Annotated in this window: 21 protein-coding genes; 8 read left to right on the forward strand and 13 right to left on the reverse strand. The window is 61.1% G+C overall.

The window, feature by feature from the left end; genetic code table 11:
* Positions 1–9 precede the first annotated feature (9 nt).
* The 4 genes from galE (at position 10) to ACEWQ0_RS06960 (ending at position 6,660) form a co-directional block, all read left to right on the forward strand.
* Positions 10–1,038, forward strand: coding sequence for a UDP-glucose 4-epimerase GalE (gene galE, locus ACEWQ0_RS06945; RefSeq protein WP_476483493.1), 1,029 nt, complete (start codon positions 10–12; stop codon positions 1,036–1,038).
* Positions 921–2,213 (forward strand): polysaccharide deacetylase family protein, encoded by a 1,293-nt coding sequence (locus ACEWQ0_RS06950; RefSeq protein WP_476483201.1) that lies wholly within the window; start codon positions 921–923, stop codon positions 2,211–2,213. The genes galE and ACEWQ0_RS06950 overlap by 118 nt, the downstream gene beginning before the upstream one ends.
* A 347-nt stretch (positions 2,214–2,560) precedes the next feature.
* Complete coding sequence (locus ACEWQ0_RS06955; protein WP_476484915.1) at positions 2,561–4,675, forward strand: PKD domain-containing protein; 2,115 nt, start codon at positions 2,561–2,563, stop codon at positions 4,673–4,675.
* Positions 4,676–4,950: 275 nt separating this feature from the next.
* The gene (locus ACEWQ0_RS06960; protein ID WP_476483203.1) at positions 4,951–6,660 is read left to right on the forward strand and encodes a choice-of-anchor Q domain-containing protein; all 1,710 of its coding nucleotides are present in this window, start codon (positions 4,951–4,953) and stop codon (positions 6,658–6,660) included.
* On the opposite strand, the gene ACEWQ0_RS06965 is transcribed toward ACEWQ0_RS06960, so the two are convergent.
* Both ACEWQ0_RS06965 and ACEWQ0_RS06970 read right to left on the reverse strand, forming a co-directional pair.
* Positions 6,657–7,799 (reverse strand): GNAT family N-acetyltransferase, encoded by a 1,143-nt coding sequence (locus tag ACEWQ0_RS06965; protein WP_476484916.1) that lies wholly within the window; start codon positions 7,797–7,799, stop codon positions 6,657–6,659. The genes ACEWQ0_RS06960 and ACEWQ0_RS06965 overlap by 4 nt on opposite strands.
* Entirely contained in the window at positions 7,786–8,226 is a 441-nt protein-coding gene (locus ACEWQ0_RS06970) for a hypothetical protein (protein WP_476484917.1), read from the reverse strand. Before ACEWQ0_RS06970 ends, ACEWQ0_RS06965 begins: the two co-directional genes overlap by 14 nt.
* A 90-nt stretch (positions 8,227–8,316) precedes the next feature.
* Here ACEWQ0_RS06970 and ACEWQ0_RS06975 point away from each other — a divergent pair, with 90 nt between their 5' ends.
* On the forward strand, positions 8,317–10,032 hold the full coding sequence (locus tag ACEWQ0_RS06975) for a right-handed parallel beta-helix repeat-containing protein (RefSeq protein WP_476483206.1): 1,716 nt from the start codon (positions 8,317–8,319) through the stop codon (positions 10,030–10,032).
* 58 nt (positions 10,033–10,090) lie between these two features.
* On the opposite strand, the gene ACEWQ0_RS06980 is transcribed toward ACEWQ0_RS06975, so the two are convergent.
* A complete protein-coding gene (locus tag ACEWQ0_RS06980; RefSeq protein WP_476483207.1) occupies positions 10,091–10,714 on the reverse strand; it encodes a DapH/DapD/GlmU-related protein in 624 nt (207 codons plus the stop codon).
* 125 nt (positions 10,715–10,839) lie between these two features.
* On the opposite strand from ACEWQ0_RS06980, the gene ACEWQ0_RS06985 reads away from it, so the two are divergent.
* A complete protein-coding gene (locus ACEWQ0_RS06985; RefSeq protein ID WP_476483208.1) occupies positions 10,840–12,321 on the forward strand; it encodes a lipopolysaccharide biosynthesis protein in 1,482 nt (493 codons plus the stop codon).
* Positions 12,318–13,076 (forward strand): YdcF family protein, encoded by a 759-nt coding sequence (locus tag ACEWQ0_RS06990; RefSeq protein WP_476483209.1) that lies wholly within the window; start codon positions 12,318–12,320, stop codon positions 13,074–13,076. The genes ACEWQ0_RS06985 and ACEWQ0_RS06990 overlap by 4 nt, the downstream gene beginning before the upstream one ends.
* On the opposite strand, the gene ACEWQ0_RS06995 is transcribed toward ACEWQ0_RS06990, so the two are convergent.
* From ACEWQ0_RS06995 to ACEWQ0_RS07040, 10 genes are all read right to left on the reverse strand, one after another.
* The gene (locus tag ACEWQ0_RS06995; protein WP_476483210.1) at positions 13,017–14,258 is read right to left on the reverse strand and encodes a glycosyltransferase family 4 protein; all 1,242 of its coding nucleotides are present in this window, start codon (positions 14,256–14,258) and stop codon (positions 13,017–13,019) included. The two genes, ACEWQ0_RS06990 and ACEWQ0_RS06995, sit on opposite strands and share 60 nt — an antisense overlap.
* Entirely contained in the window at positions 14,258–15,385 is a 1,128-nt protein-coding gene (locus ACEWQ0_RS07000) for a glycosyltransferase (protein ID WP_476483211.1), read from the reverse strand. Before ACEWQ0_RS07000 ends, ACEWQ0_RS06995 begins: the two co-directional genes overlap by 1 nt.
* Before the next feature lie 2 nt (positions 15,386–15,387).
* The gene (locus ACEWQ0_RS07005; RefSeq protein WP_476483212.1) at positions 15,388–16,200 is read right to left on the reverse strand and encodes a polysaccharide deacetylase family protein; all 813 of its coding nucleotides are present in this window, start codon (positions 16,198–16,200) and stop codon (positions 15,388–15,390) included.
* On the reverse strand, positions 16,184–17,227 hold the full coding sequence (locus tag ACEWQ0_RS07010) for an O-antigen ligase family protein (RefSeq protein WP_476484918.1): 1,044 nt from the start codon (positions 17,225–17,227) through the stop codon (positions 16,184–16,186). Before ACEWQ0_RS07010 ends, ACEWQ0_RS07005 begins: the two co-directional genes overlap by 17 nt.
* A 236-nt stretch (positions 17,228–17,463) precedes the next feature.
* Positions 17,464–18,567 carry a glycosyltransferase gene (locus tag ACEWQ0_RS07015; RefSeq protein ID WP_476483214.1) on the reverse strand — a complete coding sequence of 368 codons (1,104 nt, stop codon included), beginning with the start codon at positions 18,565–18,567 and terminating at the stop codon, positions 17,464–17,466.
* A complete protein-coding gene (locus ACEWQ0_RS07020) occupies positions 18,564–19,796 on the reverse strand; it encodes a glycosyltransferase (RefSeq protein ID WP_476483215.1) in 1,233 nt (410 codons plus the stop codon). The genes ACEWQ0_RS07015 and ACEWQ0_RS07020 overlap by 4 nt, the downstream gene beginning before the upstream one ends.
* A gap of 6 nt (positions 19,797–19,802) precedes the next feature.
* A complete protein-coding gene (locus ACEWQ0_RS07025) occupies positions 19,803–21,080 on the reverse strand; it encodes a hypothetical protein (protein WP_476484919.1) in 1,278 nt (425 codons plus the stop codon).
* Positions 21,081–21,172: 92 nt separating this feature from the next.
* Entirely contained in the window at positions 21,173–21,919 is a 747-nt protein-coding gene (locus tag ACEWQ0_RS07030) for a P-loop NTPase family protein (RefSeq protein WP_476484920.1), read from the reverse strand.
* The gene (locus tag ACEWQ0_RS07035) at positions 21,916–23,460 is read right to left on the reverse strand and encodes an XrtA system polysaccharide chain length determinant (protein WP_476484921.1); all 1,545 of its coding nucleotides are present in this window, start codon (positions 23,458–23,460) and stop codon (positions 21,916–21,918) included. The genes ACEWQ0_RS07030 and ACEWQ0_RS07035 overlap by 4 nt, the downstream gene beginning before the upstream one ends.
* Before the next feature lie 10 nt (positions 23,461–23,470).
* Complete coding sequence (locus ACEWQ0_RS07040) at positions 23,471–24,109, reverse strand: XrtA/PEP-CTERM system exopolysaccharide export protein (protein WP_476483219.1); 639 nt, start codon at positions 24,107–24,109, stop codon at positions 23,471–23,473.
* Between the two features lie 440 nt (positions 24,110–24,549).
* Here ACEWQ0_RS07040 and ACEWQ0_RS07045 point away from each other — a divergent pair, with 440 nt between their 5' ends.
* Positions 24,550–25,482 (forward strand): methyltransferase domain-containing protein, encoded by a 933-nt coding sequence (locus tag ACEWQ0_RS07045; RefSeq protein WP_476483494.1) that lies wholly within the window; start codon positions 24,550–24,552, stop codon positions 25,480–25,482.
* Position 25,483 lies beyond the last annotated feature (1 nt).

Genomic DNA, 25,483 nt, shown 5'->3' on the forward strand with positions numbered 1-25,483 from the left:
GGACGTTTGATGAAACGAATTCCAACCATACTGGTCACCGGCGGTGCTGGCTATATCGGCTCTCACGTTGTCGCGCTGTTGGCCGAGCAAGGCAGGCGCATCGTCGTTCTGGACGACCTGAGCACCGGGCATCGCAGGGCCGTCCTGGGCGGACGCCTGGTGATCGGAGATATTGGCAACGTCCGGCTCTTGCGAGCCCTGTTTCGTGAATATTATTTCGAGGCGGTATTTCACTTTGCCGCCAGAACGGTAGTTCCCGAGTCCGTGGCCCTGCCGCTGGAATACTACGACACCAACTCGGCGCGAGCGCGCACGCTGATGGCCACCTGCCTGGCTGCAGGCGTGAAGCACTTCATATTTTCATCAACTGCAGCCGTCTATGGCGAACCATCCGGCGGCGTCGCCAGCGAAGATATGCCAACTGCCCCAATGAGCCCTTATGGCCGCTCAAAATTGGTAACCGAGTGGATGCTCCAGGACGCCTGCCATGCCGGAAGCATGCGCTACATGATATTGCGCTACTTCAACGTTGCCGGCTGTGACAGCGCGGGGCGCATCGGCCAAGACACACCCGAAGCAACGCACCTGGTCAAGGCGGCCTGCCAGCACGCGGCCGGGAAACTGCCTTCTCTGAGCATTTTTGGCACTGACTATGGCACGCCGGACGGAACCTGCATTCGGGATTTCATCCACGTAGAAGATCTTGCCAAAGCACATTTGCTAGCCCTTTCGTATCTGCAACATGGCGGTGAATCGCTGATTGCCAACTGCGGCTATGGCCATGGTTACAGCGTGCGTGAGGTCATTGAGACGGTTCGGCGAGTCAGCGGTCGTAAACTCGAGATTCTGGAGGCTGCACGGCGGCCGGGAGACATGCCCGTGGTGATTGCGCAAAATGGTGTCATCAAGAGCCGGCTCGGATGGCAGCCGGAACAGGACGATATCGAGGCAATCGTTCGATCTGCCTGGAACTGGGAACGGCGCCCGGCCATGAAAGCATTGGCAAACCGGCCCGGGCTGACCAGCAGCGTGCAATAGGACACCAGAATAATGCTGACAACCCGCATTCCTTCGAAGCGAAAGCAACCGGTGTTGCCATGAGTTCGGTCAGGGGGCACGAGCATTCTGAAACCGTAGACGCCGCCGGGACCCGGCCAAAGCACCGCTGCGGCCGGCTGTCTTCACGCCTGGAGCAGGTTCGCCAGGCCTTGACTGCAACATCGCTGACTGCACCACTGCGCCGTTCCTGGGCCGGGCTTGGAACCTGCCTGATGTATCACCGAATCGTTGCCGATGAAGCAGCGCCCCGCAGCAAGTTCTCCCCCAATCGGGAGCTTATGGTTAAGGCCAGCGACTTTGATCGCCAGATGGCATTTGTCTCTCGCCACTACAACTGCCTTGCGCTGCCCGAAGCGGTGCGTCTGCTGCAGCAAGGCAAGCTCCCAAGGCGAACTGTCGTCGTTACGTTTGACGACGGCTATCTCGATAATCTGACCCTGGCCCTGCCCATCCTGCGTGCGCACGGTGTGCCGGCAACGGTGTATATTGCGACGGGAATCATTGATCACTCGGCGCATCTGTGGTGGTACGAGCTCGAAAGGATTATTCGTGATGCCGACTCCCTGCAGATAGAGTGGGAGGGCAAACACTGGCTCGAAAGAATCGAAGGTCATTCTGAAAAACACGACTGTTACCAGCGCTTCAACAGCCAACTCAAGCGCATGGCCCCCTCCGAACAGATAAAATTTCTGGCGATGATCAGCGATCATGCGATCCGACATCAGAACCTCGAAAGTCAGGTCTTGAGCCGCGATGACGTTCGCCAGCTGGCCGATGACCCCCTGATCACCATCGGTGCGCATACCCATGGCCATTTGGTGCTAAGCAGTCTGCCTAGGCCTCAGCTGCGGCATGAACTCGACGCCTCCCGACGAACGCTGGAGTCGTGGATTGACCGACCCGTCAGGCACCTGGCTTACCCTTTCGGCGGCCCTCACCAGGCCGGCTTCCGGGAGTTTCGCATGGCCGCAAAAACAGGGTTCGAATCCGCGACCACAACACGCCTGGGACATCTGCAACGCTTCCACGCGCGGCACCGATTCGCTCTACCCAGAATTGCCGTAGGATTCGACGACAACTTGACGCGTTTTCGCTGGAAGCTCAGCGGACTCGAGTGCATGATCCGGCGTCCATTGGCCCGCGTGTTGATCTGACGTCACCCCTTGCTTTGGTGTCTCCAGTTTGTCGATGAAGTGTGCAGCGGCCAGGAGCCGAGGGGCGACAACAACCGGTTTGTCGTCGGATGAAAGGTCCGCTCCCGGCTCCTGACCGCTGCGCATTTCGGTACACAGGCGCAGCTGGTTTCAGCGGATTCTCACTGTACGCTGCCGAACACTGCGCCGGCTCTCACGCTTTAACCTTGATCGCGTGAAATCGGCCTCTCAAGTTATTAATTTTACTGCTGTTTTAGGTCTGGAAGTTTCAACTCAGCATTGAAATACTCTTGCATCGTCACCGGTACTTGTCCGGTGGAAAATCATTCTCGTTGCAAGAGGAAATCATGATTGATACCCATCGTAGACCTTCAGGGGGTCGCGGGTTGGTACTTGCCCTACTTATCGCAGTGGCGAGTCCCGCCGTGCTGGCGGAAACATACTTCGTTCGTACCGATGGGGGGAATGCAGAACAGTGCACAGGCTTGTCGGATGCTCCCTATCCCGGCACGGGCACCAAGCAGGCATGCGCCTGGAGCCATCCGTTCGTGGCCCTGCCGCCCGGTGGAACACCTCATATTGCCGGCGGTGACACGCTGGTGATAGGCAGCGGCAGCTACCGTATGGGCTATGGTGCTCCGGCCACGGAAAGCTGCGCACTAAGCTGGTCCTGGGACTGTTTCATGCCGCCAATTCCCAGCGGACCTGCACCTGATCAGCCCACGCGCATTTTGGGTCAGGGTCACGATCAGGGCTGCACCGCAGCGCCAGAATTGTGGGGCACTGAACGCGCGGGCACGATTCTCAATCTGGAAGGCAGCTCCAACGTCGAACTCGCCTGTCTCGAAGTTACCGACCGCGCGAGCTGCGTCGAGTTTCACTGCCACAATGGCCAGTGCGACGGCGAGGTGGCCGCCTGCAACCGCTCATCACCCCCCTGGGGCGACTGGGCCTCGACCGGCGTAAGCGCCAGTGACTCCAGCAGCGTGGTAATGCGTGACGTCAACATTCATGGCCTGGCTAACCGGGGGGTGCACGCAGGCCGACTGACTGACTGGACCATGGATCGGGTCCGCATCAATGCCAACGGCTGGGCCGGCTGGGATGGCGATATCGGCAGCGACAGCAGCAATGCGGGCACCCTGCTCTTTGTCGATTCTGAAATTGCCTGGAATGGCTGCGTCGAGGACTGGAAAAGCGGCGACAAGTTCGGCTGCTGGGCCCAGGGTGGCGGTGGCTATGGCGACGGGATCGGTCTGGGCGAATCGGGCGGCGATTGGATATTCGAAAACGTCGAAGTTCACCATAACACCTCCGACGGCATCGACCTGCTCTACCTGCGCGATGACGGGCAGGCGACCGTGCGGCGCTCGTTGATCGACAGCAATGCCGGCAACCAGGTCAAGGTTTCCAGGAGCGCTGTCATCGAAAACTCCGTGATCATCGGCAACTGTTCGTACTTTTCCGACCACCCGAACATGCACGCCGGCGACGTCTGTCGCGCCCTGGGCGATACCGTCTACGTCGGATTCAATAACGGATCTCGTACCGATCTGATCAACAACACTATTGTCGGTGAGGGTAACTGCATCATCAGCGGGGGCGGCGGCAGTGCTCAATCCGTACTTTCGGTAGCCAACAACCTGATCATCGGCAATCCCTATTGGCACTCGCAGAGCCAGGACAGCTGCCTCTACTATTCAGGTTCCAGCGAGCAGGTCGTCTGGAAAAACAATTCCATTCACGGAGTGCGTCATGGTGCCTGCCCGGGTGACAGCCAATGCAGCGGTCAACCCGGTATCAAAAACGATTCGCTCACCGATTTTGATCCGCAGCCGATAGAAGGCAGCCCGCTGATCGCGGCTGCCAACGCCTCAATGGCACCGGACAACGACTTCAGCAATCTGCCGCGCGGCGTTAACGGCGGACCGGATATCGGCGCCATCGAATATGGGGCTGAGCCTACGCCGGAACCGCCCCTAGCCGACTTCAGCGCAAACTGTGAAGGCCTTGATTGCAGTCTTGCCGCAGAGGTCCGTTCCGGTACCGATTACGAATATCAGTGGGCTTTCGGAGATGGTTCGATTGGCGCTGGTCCTTTGGTGAGCCATCGATTCCCGCAGCCGGGCAGCTATGAAATAACGCTGACCGTGAGCGACGCGCATGATCAGAGTGACTCCGTGACTCATACCGTAGCCGTTTCCGCTTCCAGCAGCGACGATATTTCGCTTGTAGCCAAGCCCGTCAAACGGCGCGACGGAACCCGCTTCACTCGACTGCGCTGGCAAGGAATCGCCTCACGTGCCACGGATATCTATCGCAACGGCAAGTTGATTGCAGCCACTTTCAGCTATCAACTCTACGCTGATCGACTGGATAACAACACATCCGGACAGATCGTGTATCGCGTCTGCCAACACGGCAGCCAAAGCTGTTCACAGACCGTGACTATTCATTTCTAGTCGACCAGTAACAACAGAGCGACAGATCAAGCTACGGCCTGCCTCCACCGGGGGCAGGCTGGCCCCTGAGCCGCGCAGCAGCGCCAGGCGAGAAACCCGCAAACTGCATTTGCATTGTACGGCCCCGGAAACTGTGCCACACATCACGCAAACATGGCCAGAGCGCGACTCGCTCCACTCACATCGAACACAAACTCAACGATGAAACCATGGTTTGTCAACACCCCCGATGAAATACTTTTAGCACCGCATGATCAGGCGCTTACCAGCGCTTTGTGAATACCCGCGCGGTGAGGATTACCCGCCCGTTCCCGAACGAGAAACTAACGATGACACCGAACCACAGATCTTTCAGGGGGATTTGCTGGACGTTCGTCCTGTTGATGATGCTGCTTTTTGCGTCAACAAGCTGGGCGAAAACTTACTACGTGCGCACCGATGGCGGATCAGCCAGTCAGTGCAACGGGCTTGGCAACAGCGCTTATCCCGGCAGCGGGAGCAATCGCAACTGCGCCTGGAAACATCCTTTCATAGCGCTACCGCCGGCAGGCGGATCGCGCATCGATGGCGGCGATACGCTGATTATCGGAAGCGGCAGTTATCGCATCGGTCTGGGCGCACCCGGCTCGAGCAGCTGCAGCGCTGGATGGCCCTGGAATTGTGTCATGCCAGCCATTCCCAGCGGTCCGTCCGCTTCGCAAAAAACCCGTATTCTGGGGGCCGGGCACAACAACGGCTGCTCCAATCCACCGGAATTGTGGGGAACCGAGCGCGCCAAACACATACTCAGCCTTGAAGGCAGCTCGAACGTCGAAGTCGCCTGCCTGGAAGTAACCGATCACGAGAGCTGCATCGAGTTTCACTGCCACAACGGCCGATGCAGTGGTGAAGTGGACGCCTGCAATAGAGAGTCCCCGCCGTTCGGCGACTGGGCCGGAACCGGCCTTACGGCGAGCGATTCAAGGAACGTCGTGCTGCGTGATCTGAATATTCACGGCATGGCCAACCGCGGAGTCATGGCTGGCGGGCTGCACAACTGGACCATGCAGCGCGTGAAAATCATCGCCAACGGCTGGGCCGGCTGGGACGGGGACATCGGCAGCGGCAGCTCCAACTCGGGCACGATCCGGTTCGTTGATTCTGAAATCTCATGGAATGGCTGCGCCGAACGCTGGCCCGGCGGACAGAAGTTTGGCTGCTGGGCGCAGGAAGGGGGCGGTTACGGCGATGGCCTGGGCACGGCAGAGACCGGTGGGCACTGGATCTTCGAACGCAGCCGGGTTCGTTTTAATACCTCGGACGGCATCGATCTGCTCTATCTTGCTGGCAACGGCCGAGTGACCGTCAAACAGACCCTGGTAGACAGCAATGCCGGCAACCAGATCAAGGTTGCCAACAGCTCCCTGATCGAGAACTCGGTCATCGTGGGCAACTGCGGCTTTTTCCGTGATGATGGCAACATGCTATCCGGCGATCACTGCCGCGCCCTGGGAGATGCCGTTTTTGTGGGCCTTGAACCTGGCGCAGGTACAGACTTGATCAATAACACTATCATCGGTCAGGGCAACTGTGTAATCAGCGGCGGCGGTGGCACCTCCAGCTCGCGCATCCGCTTCATCAACAACCTCGTGATCGCCACACCCTACTGGCACAATCCCGACCAGCAGAGCTGCCTGTACTATTCAGGCGCCTCGGAACAGCTGGTGTGGGATAACAACTTTATCCATAACGCGCGCCATGGTGCCTGCCCTGGCAACAGCCTGTGCCGCGGCTCGCCCGGTGTTCGCAATGCCTCAATCACGCAATTTGACGGTAACCCGCTGAAAGCCAGCCCTCTGATCAATGCTGCGAATTCGGACTTGGCGCCGGCCCACGATTACTTCGGCGTGACACGTGGCGTCAGCGGCGGCCCCGACATCGGGGCCATCGAGCGGGTTGGCCCGCCGGAACCATCAGATCGAATCTTTGGCGACCGTTTTCGCTAACGCTTGATGCCGAGAAGCTGCTTGACCCGCTGTTTGCCGGTCTTTATTCCGGCATCCAGACGGCAGGCGCGCCGGCCACCGCCGCGACGACGATAGAAGCGCCAGCGCGAGAGCCGGCGCTCACCATCGACCCAGTCTGACTTGTAGGCCTCCGGCCCACGCAGAAAGTCGTAGCGACGCAGGCCCAGGCGGATCGCATCGGCAAAGGTTTCACCGATCAACACCAGGCCGGCGCTGCGGCGCCGCCAGGCCGGATCCATACCCGACTGATAGTAGTAAAAGGTGTCGTTGGCAATCAGCGCGTAGACGCTGGCGATCGCCTGGCCGTCAACTCGAAGCGTGTAGAAACGCACCTGGCCGCGCTGTGCCAGGCGATCGGTCACCTCGGTATGAAAAGCGCGCGCAGGCTCATCGGGAATGCCGGCCGAACCGCCTGAGCGGGCCCAACGCAGATCGTGCAGGCGGAAGAACTCGCGGCGAGCGTCGACCAGCCCGGAACCGGTAGCGCAGTTATCAATGCAAAAACCGGGCTGACGCTCCAGCCAGCGCCGCCGACGCCGGTAGTTGCTCTCGCGCTGCGTTCGTGCCAGAAAGTCATCAAAGGTTTCAGCAGGCGCCAGCGCGGTGCCAGGGCAGACCCACTGCTGCAGCGACTCGCCGATGAAATCCGGACCAAGAGCGGCAGCAAGTTGTCTGGCAGTATCGGATTCGGTGTCCATATCGCGCCACTCGATCACATCCCAGGCATCCCCACGGGCCCTGAGCCAGCGACCACCAGCCGCCGTGACCGCCGGGCGCCACTCGAGCGCAGCGATAACGTCGAGATAATCACTGCCAACCAGCTCGTCGGCCAAAAAGGCAAGACGGCGCACGGGCATCAGGCCAATGCGGGTCTTCTCCAGACTCAACGGCACGATGCCTCGTATCTCGCCGCCCCCATCCCTTGCCACCAGCAGCCACAGTGCCCTGCCCTGCGCCAGCCTGTGCCACCAGGCCGCCTGCCACTCCCAGGTGTTGAACGGATCGAGATCACCGGTGCTCATAAGCCGCTGCCAGTCGTCCTTGAGGCTGGCAAGCCCGGCCGTCGTCGTCAGGCGCTCAATGGCAAGCGGACTGCAGTTCGGTTCAACACAGGGCATGGGTCGCTCGCTGGTTGCCTGCGGCCTGCCCGGTGTCGATCAGCGCCTGGCGCAGCCGCACGGCCACTTCGCTTGGCTGCTCGGCAAGCAGGCTGAAGCGACCGGAATGATGGTTGGAAGCGCTGTGGAGCGCGCGCAGTCGAACGCCCCAAACCGACAGGCGCCGGGCAACCAGCGGCAGCACGCCGATCAGGTGCCCGTCGCCGGCGGGCACGATCATGATCTGCAGCGAAGACGAGCCGGCAAAGTGCCTCAGCCAGCCGGCAATGAACTCATGGCGGTAGAAAACCTGGTCGTCAACGCGTGCCGCCAGCTCGTTCCACTCATGGCGCAGGCCGATGAAGTCGCGCCATGAGCTGACAACCCGGACGGCGGCAGCGTCTGCCGCTGAAGTTCGGAGAGGGCGCCCGATCAGCGGCGTGTACACGGTCTTTTCCCCGACTGTGTGCCTGGCCGCACCAAGCGCCAGGGCTTGACTGTGCAAGACTGGTTTCCGGTCTCGCCAACAGGTCTGCTCATGCCCGTTTCCGCCGCCTGGCTGAAAGACTGGAAAGTCATCACCACCCACTCTGGCTCTGCCGTGCTGGCAGTGATCCTGTCGGCCGCAGCCGTTGCCCTTGTCCCTGACAGCGCCTGGTCGGCCACCTACTTCGTGCGCCCCGACGGCGGCAGCGCCAGGCAATGCAACGGCCGGTTCGATCGCGCCCGGGAGAACGACAGCAACTGTGCCTGGGCCCATCCTTTCTTCGCTCTGCCGCCGGGTGGCGAGCCGCGCCTGGCCGGCGGCGACACTCTGGTGATCGGCGCCGGAGATTACCGCATGGGCATCGGTGCGCCGGGCAGTGAACGCTGCAATCCGGCCTACAGTTGGGACTGCCATATGCCGCCGCTGCCTGCAGGCACGGCCGAGCAGCCCACGCGCGTGCTTGGTGCCGGGCACGATGCCGGCTGCCCCGAGGCACCCGAGTTGTGGGGCAGCGAACGCGCGGCAATGATCATCAATCTCGAAGATACCCGCCACGCTCGCCTGGCCTGCCTGGAAATCACTGACCGGTCCGGCTGTATCGAATTTCACTGCCACGGTGGCGGCTGTGAAGGCACGGTCGCTGCCTGCCAGCGTGACCAGCCACCTTTCGGCGACTGGGCTTCGACCGGCCTGTTCGCACAAGGCGCTCGGGATATCATCCTGAGCGACCTGCACGTCCACGGCCTGGCCAACCAGGGCGTACTCGCCGGCGGGCTTTCCGATTGGCGGCTTGAGCGCGTGCGCATCATTGCCAACGGCTGGGCCGGATGGGACGGCGACGTCGGAGAGCACAGCGCCAACAGCGGGCGGCTCGAATTCGAGGACGTGGAGATCGCCTACAACGGCTGTATCCAGACCTGGCCTCAGGGGAAGATCACCGGCTGCTGGGCCCAGGCAAATGGCGGCTACGGCGACGGGCTGGGTACGGCTCAAAGTGGCGGCGAATGGGTGTTCGAGCGCGCGCGAGTCCATTACAACACCTCTGACGGGCTCGACCTGCTCTATCTCGACGAGGACACGCAAGTGCGCATCAATGCCTCGTTGTTCGAGGGCAATGCCGGCAACCAGGTCAAGGTTTCCGGCAGTGCGTTCATCAGCAACTCCGTGATCATCGGCAGCTGCGCGCGGTTTGTGGGCCAGGGTAACTTTGCGCCGTCGGATCACTGCCGCGCCGCCGGCGATGCGGTCTTTCTCGGGCTGGGTGCTGATATCGATTCGGCGCTGATCAACAACACCATCACCGGCGAAGGCAACTGCCTGGTCAGCAGCGCCGGCTCTGCGGGAGGACGTATCCTGATGAGCAATAATCTGTTCGTCGGCCAGCCGGCCCACGGCCAGCCGCGGCAAAGCTGCCTGTTCTACAGTGACCAGGAAGATGTTGACGTAGAGTGGTCCTCCAACCTCGTCAGCCGCGCCTACCACAGCGCCTGCACGCCCGGACAACGCTGCCTTGCAGATCCCGGCATCACCAGCACGACTATCGGCGCATTCGACCCGACGCCGACAGCCGACAGCCCACTTATCGGGCGGGCTCATGCGAACACGCGCGTCGATGCCGATTTCCTTGGCCGCCCGCGATCGTCCGCCGGCCGGGGCGGATCCGTCGGCGCTCTTGAGCCCGCACCGGCCAATACTGCGACAGGCGGGTTTCGCGATCGCGTCGGTTCCGATCAACCGGCGGCCGACTGCGGCTCCTGCAGGCGTTGAAGTCGACGCCCCGCTCCGGCACTCGCTCTCCGCTTGCCGGGGTGAGCTTCTGTGTTCGTTATCGTACCGAGTCAACGGACTCTAACCGGCATGCTGACGGCCGCGGGGATTTCTCGTCCGTATCAGCGCGCGGCGGCAGAATACGCGCCTGGGCGCTGACAACCCGACAGCCGGCGGGAACGTCGGAGACCACCACGGTATTGGCACCGACCACAACATCGTCACCGACATGAACTCGACCGACCACCATCGCCCCGGCACCCAGATAAACCCGATCGCCGATTTCCGGATAGCCGTTGGAGCGGCCGGCGCCGCGCGATCCGATGGTCACACCCTGACCGATCGAACAGTTTTTGCCGAGGTTGCCGTGGACGATGATGCCGCCGAAATGGCCGATGTAGAAGCCGGAGCCAATGCGCGAATTGGTCGAAATGCTGATGCCGAGCAAAACCTGGACAAAAAAGTTGGCAAAGCGGTAGACCAGTTTCAGGGGCAACGCCAACAAGCGCGGCCGCATGCGTCGGGCCAGGCGGCCAAAGCGATAAACGGCAATAGCAATGAAGCCGAACTCGGTAGCCGCCGCCAGGCGCGCCCGCCAGGGGCGGTGCAAACCACTCATGGTGGCCAGATAGCGGTGGTAGTCGGCGCGCAACGCGGCACGTTTTGGGGCAGGTTCGCTCATATCAAAGCCAGAGGGCGCCAGAAGCCATTGAGTTCGGCCAGCTTGCCCGGCAATATGCGCTGCATCTGTGCGCCAGCCGACACAAGCCGGATGCCTCCGGCCGGAACGCGTGCTTCGGGGGCGTTATGGCGCTGACCGAAAACAAACGCTCCGGCCTGCTGGTGCACTACGTCCGCTACCTCGGCGGCAATGTCGTGACAATCGCGGCAGGGTTCGTGTCATTCCCATTCATGACCCGGCTGCTCGACAATCATCAGTTCGGTATTCTCGGTTACTACGAGGCCTGGCTTCTGCTTGTGGCCGGCGTGCTCAAGCTGGGCACTCAACACGCTATTCTTCGCTTTTACCCGCACACCGGCGGGGTCTCGGCGCTGCGCCGATTCACGAGCAACCACATGCTTGTGCCGCTGTCGATGTCGCTGGTTCTTTGGCTGGTCTGTGCGGCGGTCATCTTCCTGTTGATCGACCGTTTTCCCACTGACGAGCAACCGGTGCTACAGGTGTTGATCGTGATGCTGCCGCTGCTGATCTGGTGCAGCTACGTCGAGGCGATCATTTATGCGCTGGAGCGCTCCGATATTCGGGTCTGGGTCAAGGCCCTTTGGCGCTGGAGCGACGTTGCTCTGATCCTTGTCACGATCGCTTTCATCGAGCGCAGCGCCCTGGGCGTATTCAGCGCGCGCTTGTTGGTGATCGTCCTGGTTGCGGCCTGGCTGAGCTGGTGGTTCACGCGCTGGTACCGGGGCCACGCTCGGACTCCGCAGCGCGCGTCGGTCATGGCCGGTCTGGCCTTCGGACTGCCGATGATGCTTACCGAGCTGACCTCCGTGCTCTTTGCGTTTACCGATCGCATTCTGCTGCGCAGCCTGGTAGGCGGCTTTACCGAGGTCGGCATCTATACCATCGGCTTCGGGCTGGCCATGGCGGTAACTGCGGTCATGGGCCAGACGCTCAACGAGGCGTTCACACCGACGGCGATTCGTCTTTATGGCACCAAAGGCGCCGAGTCGATCGTGGCACTCAAGCGCGACATGCTCGAGGTATGGGTGCTTGCCGTGGCTCTGGCCACGGCGCTGCTGTTGTGCGTTGGTCAGGACTTCTTCATCATTCTCGCCGGACAGGACAAGGCAGCCTCCGCGCCCGTATTCGTGGCCATCGCCATGACCCTGGCGTGGTATTCACTGTTCTCCATTGCGCAGTATGGGCTGCTGCTGGAGCGACGCGCTCTACGCTTTTTTCTCATCACTCTGTCAGCGACCGTGCTCAACATCGCGCTCAATATCCCCTTGATCCTTCTGTGGGGCGTGGCCGGCGCCGTGGCCGCCACGATTCTCAGCCATGTTTTCCTGGCGGCGGTTCAGCTGTGGCAATGCCCGGCCGAGCTTCGCTATCTGCCGAACTGGCGGCGGCTGGGGGCTGCCGCGGCATTCGCGCCAGCAATGTATCTCCTGCTCGGTTCGGTAGATTATTTCGGCGCAGAGGATGCTCTGCCACGGCTGGCGGCAGGGTCAGTCGCGATCACCCTGCCGGCACTCGTATGGGCCAGCCTGGATAACAGTCTGCGTTCCGGCATCCGCCGGGTCGTGGCGGCCCGCAGCAGATCGTGAACGCGCTCTACTCGCCGCTTAACCTCGCGCTGGTTTGCGCCGCCGTGGCCGCCCTCGCTTTGCACTCGGCGCGCCGCTGGCTGCTGATCAGTGCGCTTGTCGGGCTTGTGCTCGGCCTGGGTTTGACCACGCCGCTGGGGGCAAACCTGTTGGTCCGGGCCATAGAGTCGCCACAGCCCACAGCGGCGTCTGAAATGCCAACCGCCTGCCCAGGGGCCGGTGCCGTGGTGTTTCTTTCCGGCGGCTTGCGGCGCCCGCCCCATGGCCCACAGGACTTCGGGGCTCTGACGGCAGAAACGCTGGATCGTATCGTCGCGCTGCAGGCGTCGAACCCACCCAGGCAGCTGCCGCTGATTGTTTCCGGAGGCGGGCCCTTCCGTATTCCCGAAGCTGAAATCATCGCAGCCTTGCTGATGCAGATGAATCCCGGCTCACCGCAACCGATCATGGAGAAGGTATCGACCACCACGCGCACCAGCGCGCTGGAAGTCGCCTACCTGCTGCGCCACAAATCACGCCGGATCATCCTGGCCACCAGCGCGCTGCACCTGCCGCGCGCGCGCTGGGCCTTTGAACAGGAGGGCTTCGAGGTCTGCCCCTGGGCGCTGAACAGCCGTTATGTGCCGGTCACCAGCCCAGCCGGTCTTTGGCCGCAGTCAACGTCGCTCGACAAATCGGAGCGCGCCCTTTATGAGCTATTTGGCGGGATCTATTACCGCCTCATCGCACGCGCTGGGCGAGCGTCGGGTGAATAACACCTCGTCATAAACCTCCTGCAGGCGCAGGCCTATCGTGTTCCAGTCGAACCGCTGAACAGCTACGCGGCGTGCCGATCGTCCGAGACGGCGGCGCAGATCGGGGTCATCAAGCAGTCGTTCCACTGCAGCGGCAAATGCTTGTGCCGTATCAGCCAGCAGCACGTTCTCACCTTCAGTCAGGCCGATGCCTTCCACGCCCTTGCTTGTGCTCACGATTGCCTTTCCCAGGGCCATCGCCTCGAGTACTTTGAGGCGGGTGCCGCTGCCGGCGCGCAACGGCACGATGAAAACCGCCGCTTCCCGGACCAGTTCCTTGAGGTCGTCGACGAAACCATGAAACCGAAGCCGGGGGTCTGCTCCAGCCACGAGCTGGCCGTCGTGCCGTCCCACAACATCGACCTGAAGCTCGCCGCGCTGGGTCAGACGCGGCAGAATGTCGCGGGCGAAATACTCCATGCCGTCACGATTGGGAAACCAGCTCATCTGGCCGACAAAAACAAGTGATTCCCGGCCTGGATTATTGCTCTGACGGATGGAAAATTCGCGCGTATCGACGCCGTTGGGTATGACGGCTATTTTTGCTTCCGGCGCCAGTCGCTCGACTTGTGAAGCATCCAGGCCCGAGCAAGCCAGAACCGCAGTGGCTCTCAGGCAGGCCCGCCGTTCAAACGCTTCCAGCCCCAGCAGCTGCAGCCTGTGCAATAGCCGGCTCGACCGGCGCTGTTCCAGTTTCAGCCGCGACCGCAGAAGCCTGGATTCGACATTGTGTTCGTTAAGAATGATCGGCGTCTTTGCAGGTGCTTTCCAAAGCAGGCCGGCGAGCGCGAGCATGTCCAGGTGAATCAGATCAGCGCCTGCCGCCCGGCGTTGAAAGGCACGCTCAAGCGCGGGCGGGCGATAGCGAAGATCAAGCAGCGGGCGACGCGTCAGCAGCCAGCGCATGCCCGTTGTCAGAAGGTGCCGCGGGCCCCGCAGTGCGGGCAGATCGACCAGCTCCCAGTCCGCCAGCAGTCCGGTTACCTCCGGCGGCAGCGAAACCGGATCGTCGGCGCGGCGAAGAGAAAGCAGCGTCACCTGATGCTGCGCCGCGGCGGCGCGCAGCAGGTGCCAGCTGCGCAGCTGATGCCCCTCCCGAGGCGGGAACGGCACGCGCGCGGTCACGAACAGCAGCCGCGCCATCAGTCTTTCCAGAACTGCCCGGCATGCCGCTGGCTGAACCATGCCGGCAACGCCACCAGGGCAGCCACATTGAGCAATAGGAAGCTGCCCGCCACCGTGGCGAGCGGAATGCGGCGAGCCAGGTCGGGAGCCGACATCGCGAAGACGCCTGCGGCATAGGCTATCAGCTGAACCCAGAACAAAAGCTGGACGAGCACGTGGCCATCGCGCACAACGCTCAGCAGAGAAACCAGGAATATTGCTGCCAGAGCCCAGGGTGCGATCAGGCGAAGAAACTTGTGCGAAAACCAAGCGAAGAACACCGGATTGAGCCAGGGGGAAAGCAGCCATGGTGCACAGGCGATCAGCTGCCAGTTACCGCTCAATGTGCGTAGCTTGCGCCGAAATTCGACCGCACTGCCGTTGGCCTCTGGCTCGATTGCCAGGGCATGCTCGACAAAAACCAGATCAAGGCCCTGGCGGGCGATCTGAAGTGGTGTCCAGACATCATCGAGCAGCAGCCCGGCGGGCAAGGGAATAAATTTGGACGTGCGAATCGCGTAGATCGCTCCGCTGGCTCCGTGTGACCAGCCCAGCAGTGCTTCCGCCTTGCGCAGCGCCGTTTCCAGACGCCAGTACAGCCCGGCCGCCTCGCCTTCGGCCAGCGCCAGGCGGCCGGCTGCCAGGCTCACCAGCGGATCGGAGAACGGGGCCGACAGTCGTTGAATCGCCAACGAATCGAATCGCTGCCGGGCATCGGCGAAGACGGTCAACGGAGTGTTGACGGACTGCATCGCCAGGTTGATGGCGGCCGCCTTGCCAGCAGGCATCGGCAAGGACAGCAGGCGAACCCGGTCGTGTCCGATCAATCGCACAGCCTCGCAGGTACCGTCGCTACTCCCGTCGTCGACGACCAGGATCGAAAGTTTTTCGGCGGGAAAATCGCTGGCCAGCAGGTTACGGATTCGGGGACCGATCCGGGACGCTTCATTTCGCGCGGCAATGACGACCGTCACCGCAGGCCCTGACCCCGGGGATCGAATCGAACTCGCGTCCGTTCTGGACCGGGCGAGCAGCAGGGCGAGCGCCGGATAGGCAACAAAAGTCCAGGTCACGAGCACAAGGAGGCAGATCAGCGCCAGCATCATTTTCAACGCACCCAAGCGTTTCGAAGCCAGTCGTACCCGCGGTCACCCAGCAGGCGCTTGGGCCAGCGGAGTGCCGCGTGCCGCGCCCGGATACGCCAGGCTGCTGGGCCGCGCCAGTCGAGCAGCTGCCGAAACTCCTCGAGCGTCACATCACGCGTGATGGCGATGCGCTCGATCAAGCCCCCGGGTCGCGTGGCGCTGTTGTTGCCTGGCTGCGATCCGAACACGGCACGATATCCGCATTGTCGAGCTGCCTCGAGCTCGCGCTGGCCTCCGCGGCCGCCAGGAAGGGAAAGCAAGGACACCTGGCGACCAATCGCCTGCTCCAGGAAATCCCGGCTTTGAGACAGCTCGCACTCCAGCGCAGCCGGCGACAGCGTATTCAAGAAGCGATGGCTGACACCATGGGAGCCGATGCCCATACCCGCACTGGAAAGTTTTCGGAGCCCGCAGGCGCTGATCATGCCCTTCTGGCCAACGTAGTCACTCGTCACGAAGAAAACGGCGCCGAGCCCCGCCGACTGCAGCAGCGGCAGCGCGGTCTCTACCCAACTCACGTCACCATCATCGAAGGTGATGAGCACCGTGTTGCGCTTGCCCGGATGAGATAGCGCAACCCCGGGCTCACCCGCCGCCGGCCGCCAGCCCACCACCCGGCTTTCACGAATCTGCTCCAGCTGCGCGCGAAAGTCGTCGGCCCGCACGCTATAGCGTGGGTCAAAGCGCCCGGGGCCATCGCGATCGGAATACAGCCCGTGATACATCAAAACGATGACGCGGCCGAGAGGCGCGATATAGTCAGGCGTTGCGCTCATAATCTCCCGCCTCGGCCATCTCGGCAAATCTCAGCTGCAAGCCGCGCAAAGCCAGCCCGACATAAAGCCAGTAGTGCGCGATCATCGGGTAATAAGTGAAGCGATCTCCGAAGACATTGCCGATCATCAGCGCAACGAATGCAGCCAGCAAGCCGACGGCGAACCCGTAGTAGAGCGTTCCCGGCACGGCAATTCGAAACGAGCGCCAGCACATGCGCAGAATCTTCAGCAACATGATCAGCAGGATCAGTGCGCCGACCACGCCTTTCTCTACGACCTCGCGCAGAAAAAAATTGTGCGTATCCATCTCCAGGGGATTGATCTCGGCGTGGTGGAAGGTGTGAAAGCCCGTTCCAAGTAGCGGCCGCTTGGCGATCTGTTCGCCGGCGAGATTCCAGAAGGCAAAACGATCGTCGGTACTTTCGTCGCGCTCGCCCTCTTCGAGCGAAATCGTGTCAAAGCGCTCAATGACGGCCTGGGGAAGAAATATGGGCAACAGTAAAGCGGTCAGTATTACCGGGATGATCAGCCTCATTCGGTAGCGCGGAAGCAGTACCAGCAGGAGTGTCGCGGGCAGAACAGCAACGTAGGCCGTTCGTGAATAACTCAGCACCACACCGATGGCAGCCAGAATGGCGCCGGCCAGGCAGAACAGACGCCAGCGGGCGGGTCGCTGCATGCCGACCACCACTCCCATTGCCACCAGGGATGCGGTGACAAAAAATGCGCCCATTTCATTCGCGCCCAGTTCCATGAATGTGCCGTTGATGCGCAGGAAGTCCGTGTAGTGCCAGGCATTGATCGAAGCGCTTTGGTCCCGAACTACATAAATCATGTAGGGAAGCGGAACCAGTGAGGCAAAAAACAGCCGCCGCCATCCAATCCAGTCAAGCACGCTCATTTGCGCCAGAAAAAGAAAGCTGACGGCGATGAATTGATCCTTGAGGTACTCCAGGTGCCCTTCCGGTTCAGCAACGAAAGACACGCCCTTGAACAGCGCGAATGTCCCGAACAGCATGTAGGCCATGACCCAGCCGTTGACGCCACTGCCGCGAACCAGGCCACCCCGGCAATGAAACGCCATCAGCAGCGAGGCGGCAAACATGACGTTGATGAAATTGATTCCCTTACCGGCGCTGGGAATATACTGCAGGTAAATGTTCTGAAGCGGGATCAGAGCGACATACAGGATCAGGATCCAGTTGTCTCGACCGACTCGCTGCTGCTGTAGCGGCGCGGCTACGGAACCCTGGGCAAAGGCGGTCATGCTGAAACCGCCTCGCGATAGATTCCGGCATAGCGCGAGGCCATGTGGTTTCCGGAGTAGTGGCAGTGAATGCGATCACTTGCCTCAAGGAGCGGGCCCGGCGTCCAGGGGAGCACCATAAGCGCCTCGACCAGCGACTGCAGATCATTGGGCGGAACCACTTTACAGCCGCTGATGCCGTCAAGAAGCTCGTGTATGGCGCCAACGTTGCTTGCGATCACGGGGCAGCCGCAGGCCAGCGCCTCAAGTATGGAAATCGGCATACCCTCGCGCAGCGACGGAAGAACGAAAGCATCGAGCGTGGGGTACCAGCCTTCGAGGTTGCCGATGCAGCCGGAGAATTCAACTTGCTCGCCGAGCTGCAGCTGCTCAATCAGCGCTTCCAGTTCCGCCTGCTGCGGCCCCTCGCCCACGATCTGAAGATGCAGTATCAGGTTGCGCTCGCGGCATTCTGCCACTGCCCGAATCAGCAGGCCGAGGTTCTTTTCCGGCGAAAGTCGTGCAGCCGTGCCAATGGAAAGATACTTGTTGCGGTGCGGGTTGCCGACGCCGGACTGCGGCCGATAACGGCTGGTATCGATGCCATTGTTCACGCGTCGAATCAGCGCTGAATCCAGGCCTTGCTCGATCAACTGGTTGACGATCAGGGGTGAGACGGCGCAGACGCGACTGAAATGGCGCAGCATCCTGGCCTCGAGCTTGTGATAAAGCCGCAGGCGCCCTCCCCCCTCCAGCCAGCCGTGCAACGTGGCCACCCGGGCCACCGGAAGGCCGGCCGAGGCCAGCCCGCCGTAAACGACTGATTTGTAGTCGTGGCAGTGCAAAACGACCAGCGCATTCACGCAGCATTCCCGCAACCGTCTCCTTAGCTCGATGATCGCATAGAGATCCAGCGCGCCACGGCACGACAGGGGCTGTGTGGGCAAACCCCGGCGACGAGCTTCCCGTATCAGGTCAACCTCGTCGGCGCCGGCCGGCTGGAAGACCAGCAGCCGTGTATCTGGCTGCAGTGCCAGCTGATGGCGGCAAAGTTCGAGCACAACCTGTTCAGCGCCATACAGGCCCGTGCTGGAGCGCAGATGAATGATCGGAATGCTCATGTTTTCAGCGCGCTGTCGACCGCGCGATAGTAGTCAGTGAATGAATCAATCATGCACGGCAAGGAAAAAGCCACCTCAGCGCGCAAGCGCGCTGCACGGCCCATCTCCCGACCTTGTTCTCGCTGCCCCAGCAGCCGCGACAAGGCATCGGCCAATTCCTCGGGGCAGCGGGGGGCCACGAGATGGCCGGAGACACCGTCCTGGATCAGCTCCGGATTACCGCCGACGCGCGTTGCAACGATCGGCAGCCCGCAAGCCATGGCTTCAAGAATGGCGTTCGAGAGCCCTTCGGTCCATGAAGCCAGCGCAAAAGCGTCAAACAGCGGAAGGAGTTGCTCCATTTGCTGTCCTTCGCCGAAAAACCGGACCCGCTCGGCGACACCCAATCGGTGAACATCGCGTTCAAGCTCTTCGTTCAGCGGGCCACCGCCAACCAGAACCAATTCGGCATCCGGAAAGCGGTCTGCGACTGCAGCAAACCCTTTAATCAGATCGACGTGTCGCTTGACCGGGACGAGGCGGGCGACACAACCAATCAGATAGGCGGTTGGTGACAGCCCGTGATCAAGCCTTCCCGCTTGCCGGGCCACTTTATCCAGGGGACGATAGCGCTCGCAATCGACGCCATTGGGCAAGCAGCGGGTTTTGCCGGGATCGACGCCTTCGCTTCGCTCAAGCTGATCCAGAATGGCCCGCGAAGGCGCGATGAAACGATCGAAGCGGTGGTTGATCAGTAAAAATAACAAACGAAGCGCCGCCCCTTTCTGAAACCCCGTGTCCCTGCGATTACTGATTTTGAGAAGCCGGTTCGGCCCCCGCGGCAGAAAGGCGTTGAGCAAGTCGGCCTTTTCGTGCTGCGACTGGATGATGTCGTATTGCCCTTGCCTGACTCGCCCCAACAGCTCCCACCAGACTTTCCAGGCTCGTGGGGAATAGATCGCGCCGACAGGCCGATGCTCAACCTTCAGGTGACCTTTTGCATAGAGACGAGACGAGCTGTCGGAATCCAGGCCGGGCACCCAATCAAGCTGGATGAGATCAATATGAAACGCCGATGAATCCAGGCGCTCGAGCAAGTGGGAGAGAAACCGTTCGCTGCCGCCACGCTGCGCCAGATCCGTGTCTGTAATCAGCAAGATCCTCATCGGTCCGCCAGAGGCATTGGCTGGCGATTGCGACGGCCGGGCTGTTAGTTGGCGGACGGCTGCTGGTTGGAAGAAGATACCCATGCTTACCTACCCGCCGGCATGAAACGTGAGATAGACGGCCAGAATGTTTTCCCGGCTGTCGTCACCTTCAGCAGAGCTCTCGCGCTGATCTCTGATGACTCCTGCGCGTGCCGACCACCTTGGCGAGAATTGTCGACCGATAAATACGGCAGCGCTATAGTCCGTATCACGACGACGACCAAGATCGAATCGGCGCCGCTCAAACTCGAACGTTGACTGGAAAAACAGCCGCGGCGTCAGCCGCCAGTTTCCGGACAGCCTGGCTCCGAATTCACGATAGCCAAGCTCCGGAGAGAACTCGAAATCGTAGTCGCGCCAGGACGGTATCAACGACCACTCTCCCCGCTGCGTCACCTGCTGCCAGCCCAACTCGATTTCGGTCAGCTCGAATAGTTCAGCGCCCACTGGAAGCCGCGTTGTCGTGGTCAGCGGCAAATCGATGCCATCGATAGCGGTTGCTAACTGCCGCACGCTATCGGACAGCTCGTGGCGGCCGCTGAGCCTCAGATTACTTCGGTCCCGGACTTGCCAGGCGAGCGTGAACCGCAGCAGCGGCGAGGAGCTGGACTCAAGAACGTCGGGGTCGAGCCAGGTGTAGCCTGTTGCTATATCGATTTCGGTGTGGGCCTGGACTGAGTGCAGACGAGCGACTGCATCGATACGTTCGTAGTCATTCTGATCATTGGGCGCATCTCGATAGGCAACGTTTGTGTATTCCACACCAACGGAACCGTTACGGTTGGGAGCGAGGCGGCGAAGCAGGCGGGCCGAGGTGCTGAAACGGTCGCTGTTGAACGCATCGATCTCTTCGGCATAGCTATTGATGAACCGGGCGTCGAACAGCGTTTCCCAGGCCTGGCCGGAACGAAGCCGCCAGGTGGGGCCGGTTGTCAGCACATTGGTTTGCTGGAGGTTGCCGGGTGTATCAACGGCGAACAGATTGATCGGTTCGACACTGGCAACATCCTGCAAGGCCCATGTGAGCGAATCGGGCACCAGATACCAATCGATGGTGGTTGCCAGGTTTGCCCGGAACTCGTCTTCGAAGTCGCCTCCGATCGAGTCGCGATATTCGACGAATCCTGCACCTCTGGCCTGCCAGTTGGGAGAGCTGCGGCCGATGTCCAGAACAAGCCGCGGAATCAGCGCGGTGTCGTCCGGTCCCGGAGGATCGGAACGCCTCCGGTTATCGCTGTACTCAGCTCCCAGCTCGAGATCGAGGCGATAAGGAGGTGCATCTTCAGCGCCAGGCGTCTGCTGGCACAACGCGCCGCTGGCAGCCAACGCCGCTATCAACCCGACAGCAATGCAGCTGGTATGGTGCCGCCGGACTGATGGCCTCGGGCAGCAGGTTCGAATGGCTGCCGCGGGCGTGCTCATGACAGATAACTGAAGGCGACACCGGCAAACCGCTCCGGCGGCAACCTGGCTGCGGCGCGGCGGATCACTTCGGGCCGATGACGGCCCTCGCCCACGGCCAGGATGACCAGGTCTGCATATTCAGCGAGGATGCGCGCATCCGGAGCACCAAGGACCGGAGGCGCATCGATGACAATGTAGCGATCATCGTATCGATAGCGGAGCTCTTTCACTAGCGCCCGCATTCGAACCGAGGCATAGAATTCCATTCCGCGCTGACCGCTTCGGCCGGCCGGAATTAAACGTAGCCGTTCCACACCGCTCGGGTAGATAATCGAGTTCACGTTGTGCATGTCGGTGCCGAACAAGTCGAGCAGGCCCGGAGAACGCTTGGGCAGGTGAAAGTCATCAGCCAGGGCCGGGTGTCGATGATCACACTCAATGAGCAGAGCCGTCCGCTCTTCATCCATAGCAATGGATACCGCCAGATTTCGCGCCAGGCTCCTGGCGCCGCTATCATCGCTGACTCCGGTCACCATGATCACGCGGTTGTGATCATGGCTTCTGGCCAGAACGTTGGTTCGCAGGTCGCGCACTCGGTCGACCTGTTCAGGGTCCTTCATGGACGCGTGAATAAGCCGCCGCTGTTCGAGCACGCGCGCCGGCAGAAGCTTTTCTTCCGACATCTGCGAGATTGTGTGCCGCGCAGGAATCGGCTCGCCGTTATCGATGGCCGAGATGTCAATCCGATTTTCCGTTTTCATGCGTTCACCATGATTCTCAGCCAGGCAGCAACGCCGTAGGCCGTCAGTGTGATTGTCACAAGCAGGACGGCAACCACCACCCGCGTCTTGAGCCGCTGGCGCTCCCGAGGCGTTAAATAGCGCGGTACGGTGCCGAGCAGCGGCAGCTGCGTTGTGCGCTCGATCGCTTCGGGGGAGCGCAGGCGGGGATCGACACGAACGAGCAGCAGCAGGAGCCCGAGCGGCATCGCAATGGCCGCCATCAGACCGCCAGCCGCCATGTGGAGAAATCTCGGTCCCGAGGGCCTGGCTGCCTCCACTGCCGGCTCGTGAATGCTGAAGGTCAGCCCACGCCCCATCTCATCTAGCCGCATCGACAGCCGGGCGTTTTCCAGGCGATTAAGCAGATCCTCGTAGATGGTCTTGTTGACGTCATGATCGCGTATCAACTCGGCGTGCTGCAGGTCGGATTGCGCTACCCGCCGGCCGCGCTCGGTCTCGGCATCAAGCAGGCGCTGCGTGGCAGCAATCCTGGAGTCAAGCCCCGCCACAGCGGTGCGAACTTCAGACAGATTGGTATTGACCTCTTGCTGCACCATGCTTTGCTGGAAGCCCGATCCATCAATCTGTGTCTCGCTCCGATTTTCCGAGGACTCCAGCTCGGCCTTGAGATCATCGAGCCGGTAGCGGGCCTGTACGACATCGGGATGGCGCGGCTGTAGCTCGAGCAGGAGCGAGTCCAGCTCGTCCCGGGCAAGGGCGATACGCTGCCGCAGCATTCCCTGGTAAGTCTGCAGGCCGGCTTTGCTGTCCAGGCCTTTGAGCTGGTCCTCAAGCGAGGCCTCTCTCGACATCAGCTCACTACGCTCGATTTGCATTTGCTCTATACCCGATCGTATCTCGGCAATGCGCATGTCGACATCGCTCCCGGTACCTGGCCGGGCATCCAGGCTGGCGTCACGGAAGGCCTTGAGCCGCTTTTCGGAATCTACCAGCATCGCGTGATAAGCCCTTACCTGGCGACCGATGAACTCGTAAGCCTCCCGGCTTTCGCGCTGCTTGGCTTCTGTGCTTTCAGCCATGAACAGGGCAGCGAATCGCTCGACAACGATGCGGGCTCGCGCTGCATCGCTGTCTTGATATTCAATCCGGATAAGATTTTCCCGCGGGGCACCCACCGTCGTGTGCTGCTTTATCTCCTGAGAGATTCTTTCCTGCCGGGCTTGCGAAGGATGTTCCGCGAGCCATCCTCCAGCGAGCAGGATCTCGTCCATCACCTTGCGGCTGAAGATCACTTCCCGGGCGATTCCAGCACGATCGTAGATGCTCGTCGGGACCGCTCGTCCGTCCATGAGCTGTCGAATGATGTTGTCTTCGGCAACCAGAATGGTGGTTGATGAGCGGTACTGTTTTGGCCAGGCACTGGCCACCACCAACGCCGTCAGCGCGATAAATGAAAAAGCGAAGACAAGAAACAGGAAACGTCGTCGGGTTTCTCGCAGGCTTGCGGGTATGTATTCAGCAAGCGGGAGAGTCTGTGGCGCGTTTGGCAGCTGATTCATAGGCAAAATCCTAGAAGTGACGCTGTGGAACCGTAATCACGTCACCCGGCATGAGGACATGGTTGGCACTGAGGTCGCCTTGCTCGAGAATGCGGCCCAGCGGCAGTTTGTAACTCTTGATTGAACCGTCATCCATGTGCCGGTGGAGCGCACTGCGATTGGCGGCCGCAAATTCGTTGGGGCCACCGGCCGCCAGCACCGCGTCAAGAACCGTCATGCCCTGACGGTGAGGAAGCGAAACGGGAGTTCTGACGGCTCCGGTAACCCGGATCCGCGACAGGTACTCATGACTGCGAAGCTCAGTGACGATTACCGTGACATGCGGGTCGCGAATATAATCGGAGAGCAGAACCTTTGCGCGTTCGGCCACCTCGCTGGGCTCCAGCCCACCGGCACGTATGTCACCGATCAGCGGAACCGTAATCATCCCGTCCGAACGCACCGGCACGGTGACGCCCAGATCCTCCCGCCGCCATACGCTGACCTGAACAATATCGTCCACACCAATGCGATAGTCCTCGACCGCCATAGTGGAAGTAGACGCGGGCGGAACCGGGTCGGGACGAGGCCCGCTCGCGCAGGCCACGACCAAAAGCGTCGATGCCAGCAACGAAAACAGAAGGAGAACTCGCGTACTGAAATTCGTCATGACCAGTGTTCTCCGGCGGATGCGCATGTTGTGGCCAGCCCGCGAAAGGCTGCCTCGGACAGCCCGGAGGCTGCGATTGCGAATGTAGACGCGTTGGAGGAATCGATCTGTGCGAAAGCGAACATTTTGAGATGTCTATCACGTTTTTTAACGGCATACCGATGCCTGCGCTTGAGGTTTGTGCGAAAACGAACAGAGCGGCTCGCACCGGCTGTTCATGCTCGTGCTGAACAATCGGGAATCGGCGCCGGACTGGCGCAAATTGGTCTTCCGACCACGGCAAACCTACGGACGTCGCGATGAATACAATCCTCAGCCGCAGCATTCGCACCCTGCTTCAACGGGCAAAGTCCATGCTGCGCTCAACGCGCGCGGGCCGCAGCCTGCTCTACGATCTGAATAACCGCGACGAGTTCACGAGCCTGCTGAGTCACGAGCGGATGCTGGCCGATCGAATCCGGGTCGATCGATACCATGAGGCCATCAGTCGTCATGTTCAGCCCGGGCAAACACTGATTGACCTGGGCACGGGAACGGGCATTCTTGCGCTGTTTGCCGCCCAGCAGGGGGCCGAACGCATCTACGCTCTGGATCACTCCGAATTCATCGAGGTAGCGCAGCGAATTGCCCGGCACAACGGCGCTGACCGCATCGAATTTATCCGCTCTAACAGCCGGGAGTTCACGCCACCGGAACCGGTGGATCTGATCATCCACGAACAGATCGGAGATGAGCTGCTGACAGAGAACATGATCGACAACCTGCTGGATCTCAAGCGCCGCTGTCTGAAACCCGGGGGGCGGATCCTGCCGGCGCGTTTCGAGTTGTTTCTGGAGCCCGTTCAGCTCAAGTCGGAGCGCACCATTCCCTATCTCTGGGAACAAACGGTGCACGGCATCGACTTCAGCGTCTTGCGCGAGTGCCCCGAAGCGGATCGTTACCGGCCGCCCGACTATCACTGCTATTTGCTCGAGCCCTCAGCCGTAGATACCCTCCTTTGCAGGCCCGAGCCAATCCTGAGCTTTGATCTCAATCGCATGCAGTCGGCATCTGAGCTTAGGCATGTCGCCAGCGTTTCCCGTGTGACAGACAGGTCGGGAAGAATGGATGGCCTGGCGCTCTACTTCCGGGTAGTGTTTGATGACGAAATTGCATTCGACACTTCACCTCTCGGGCCAGTCACACACTGGCGTTCGAGGCTCTTCCGAACACCGGAGCAACAGCTCGGTAATGGCGACAGCATCAGTATCGACCTGAATGTGGTTGACCCCACGGATGTTCACAGCTGGCTCGTCGAAGTTAAATGCATCAACCCATCAGACGGCCTTTCACCCGCAGGACTGAAGCTAGTTGACGCGGCATCGGTGCGCTGAG

The sequence above is a fragment of the Wenzhouxiangella sp. YN9 genome (assembly GCF_056324165.1).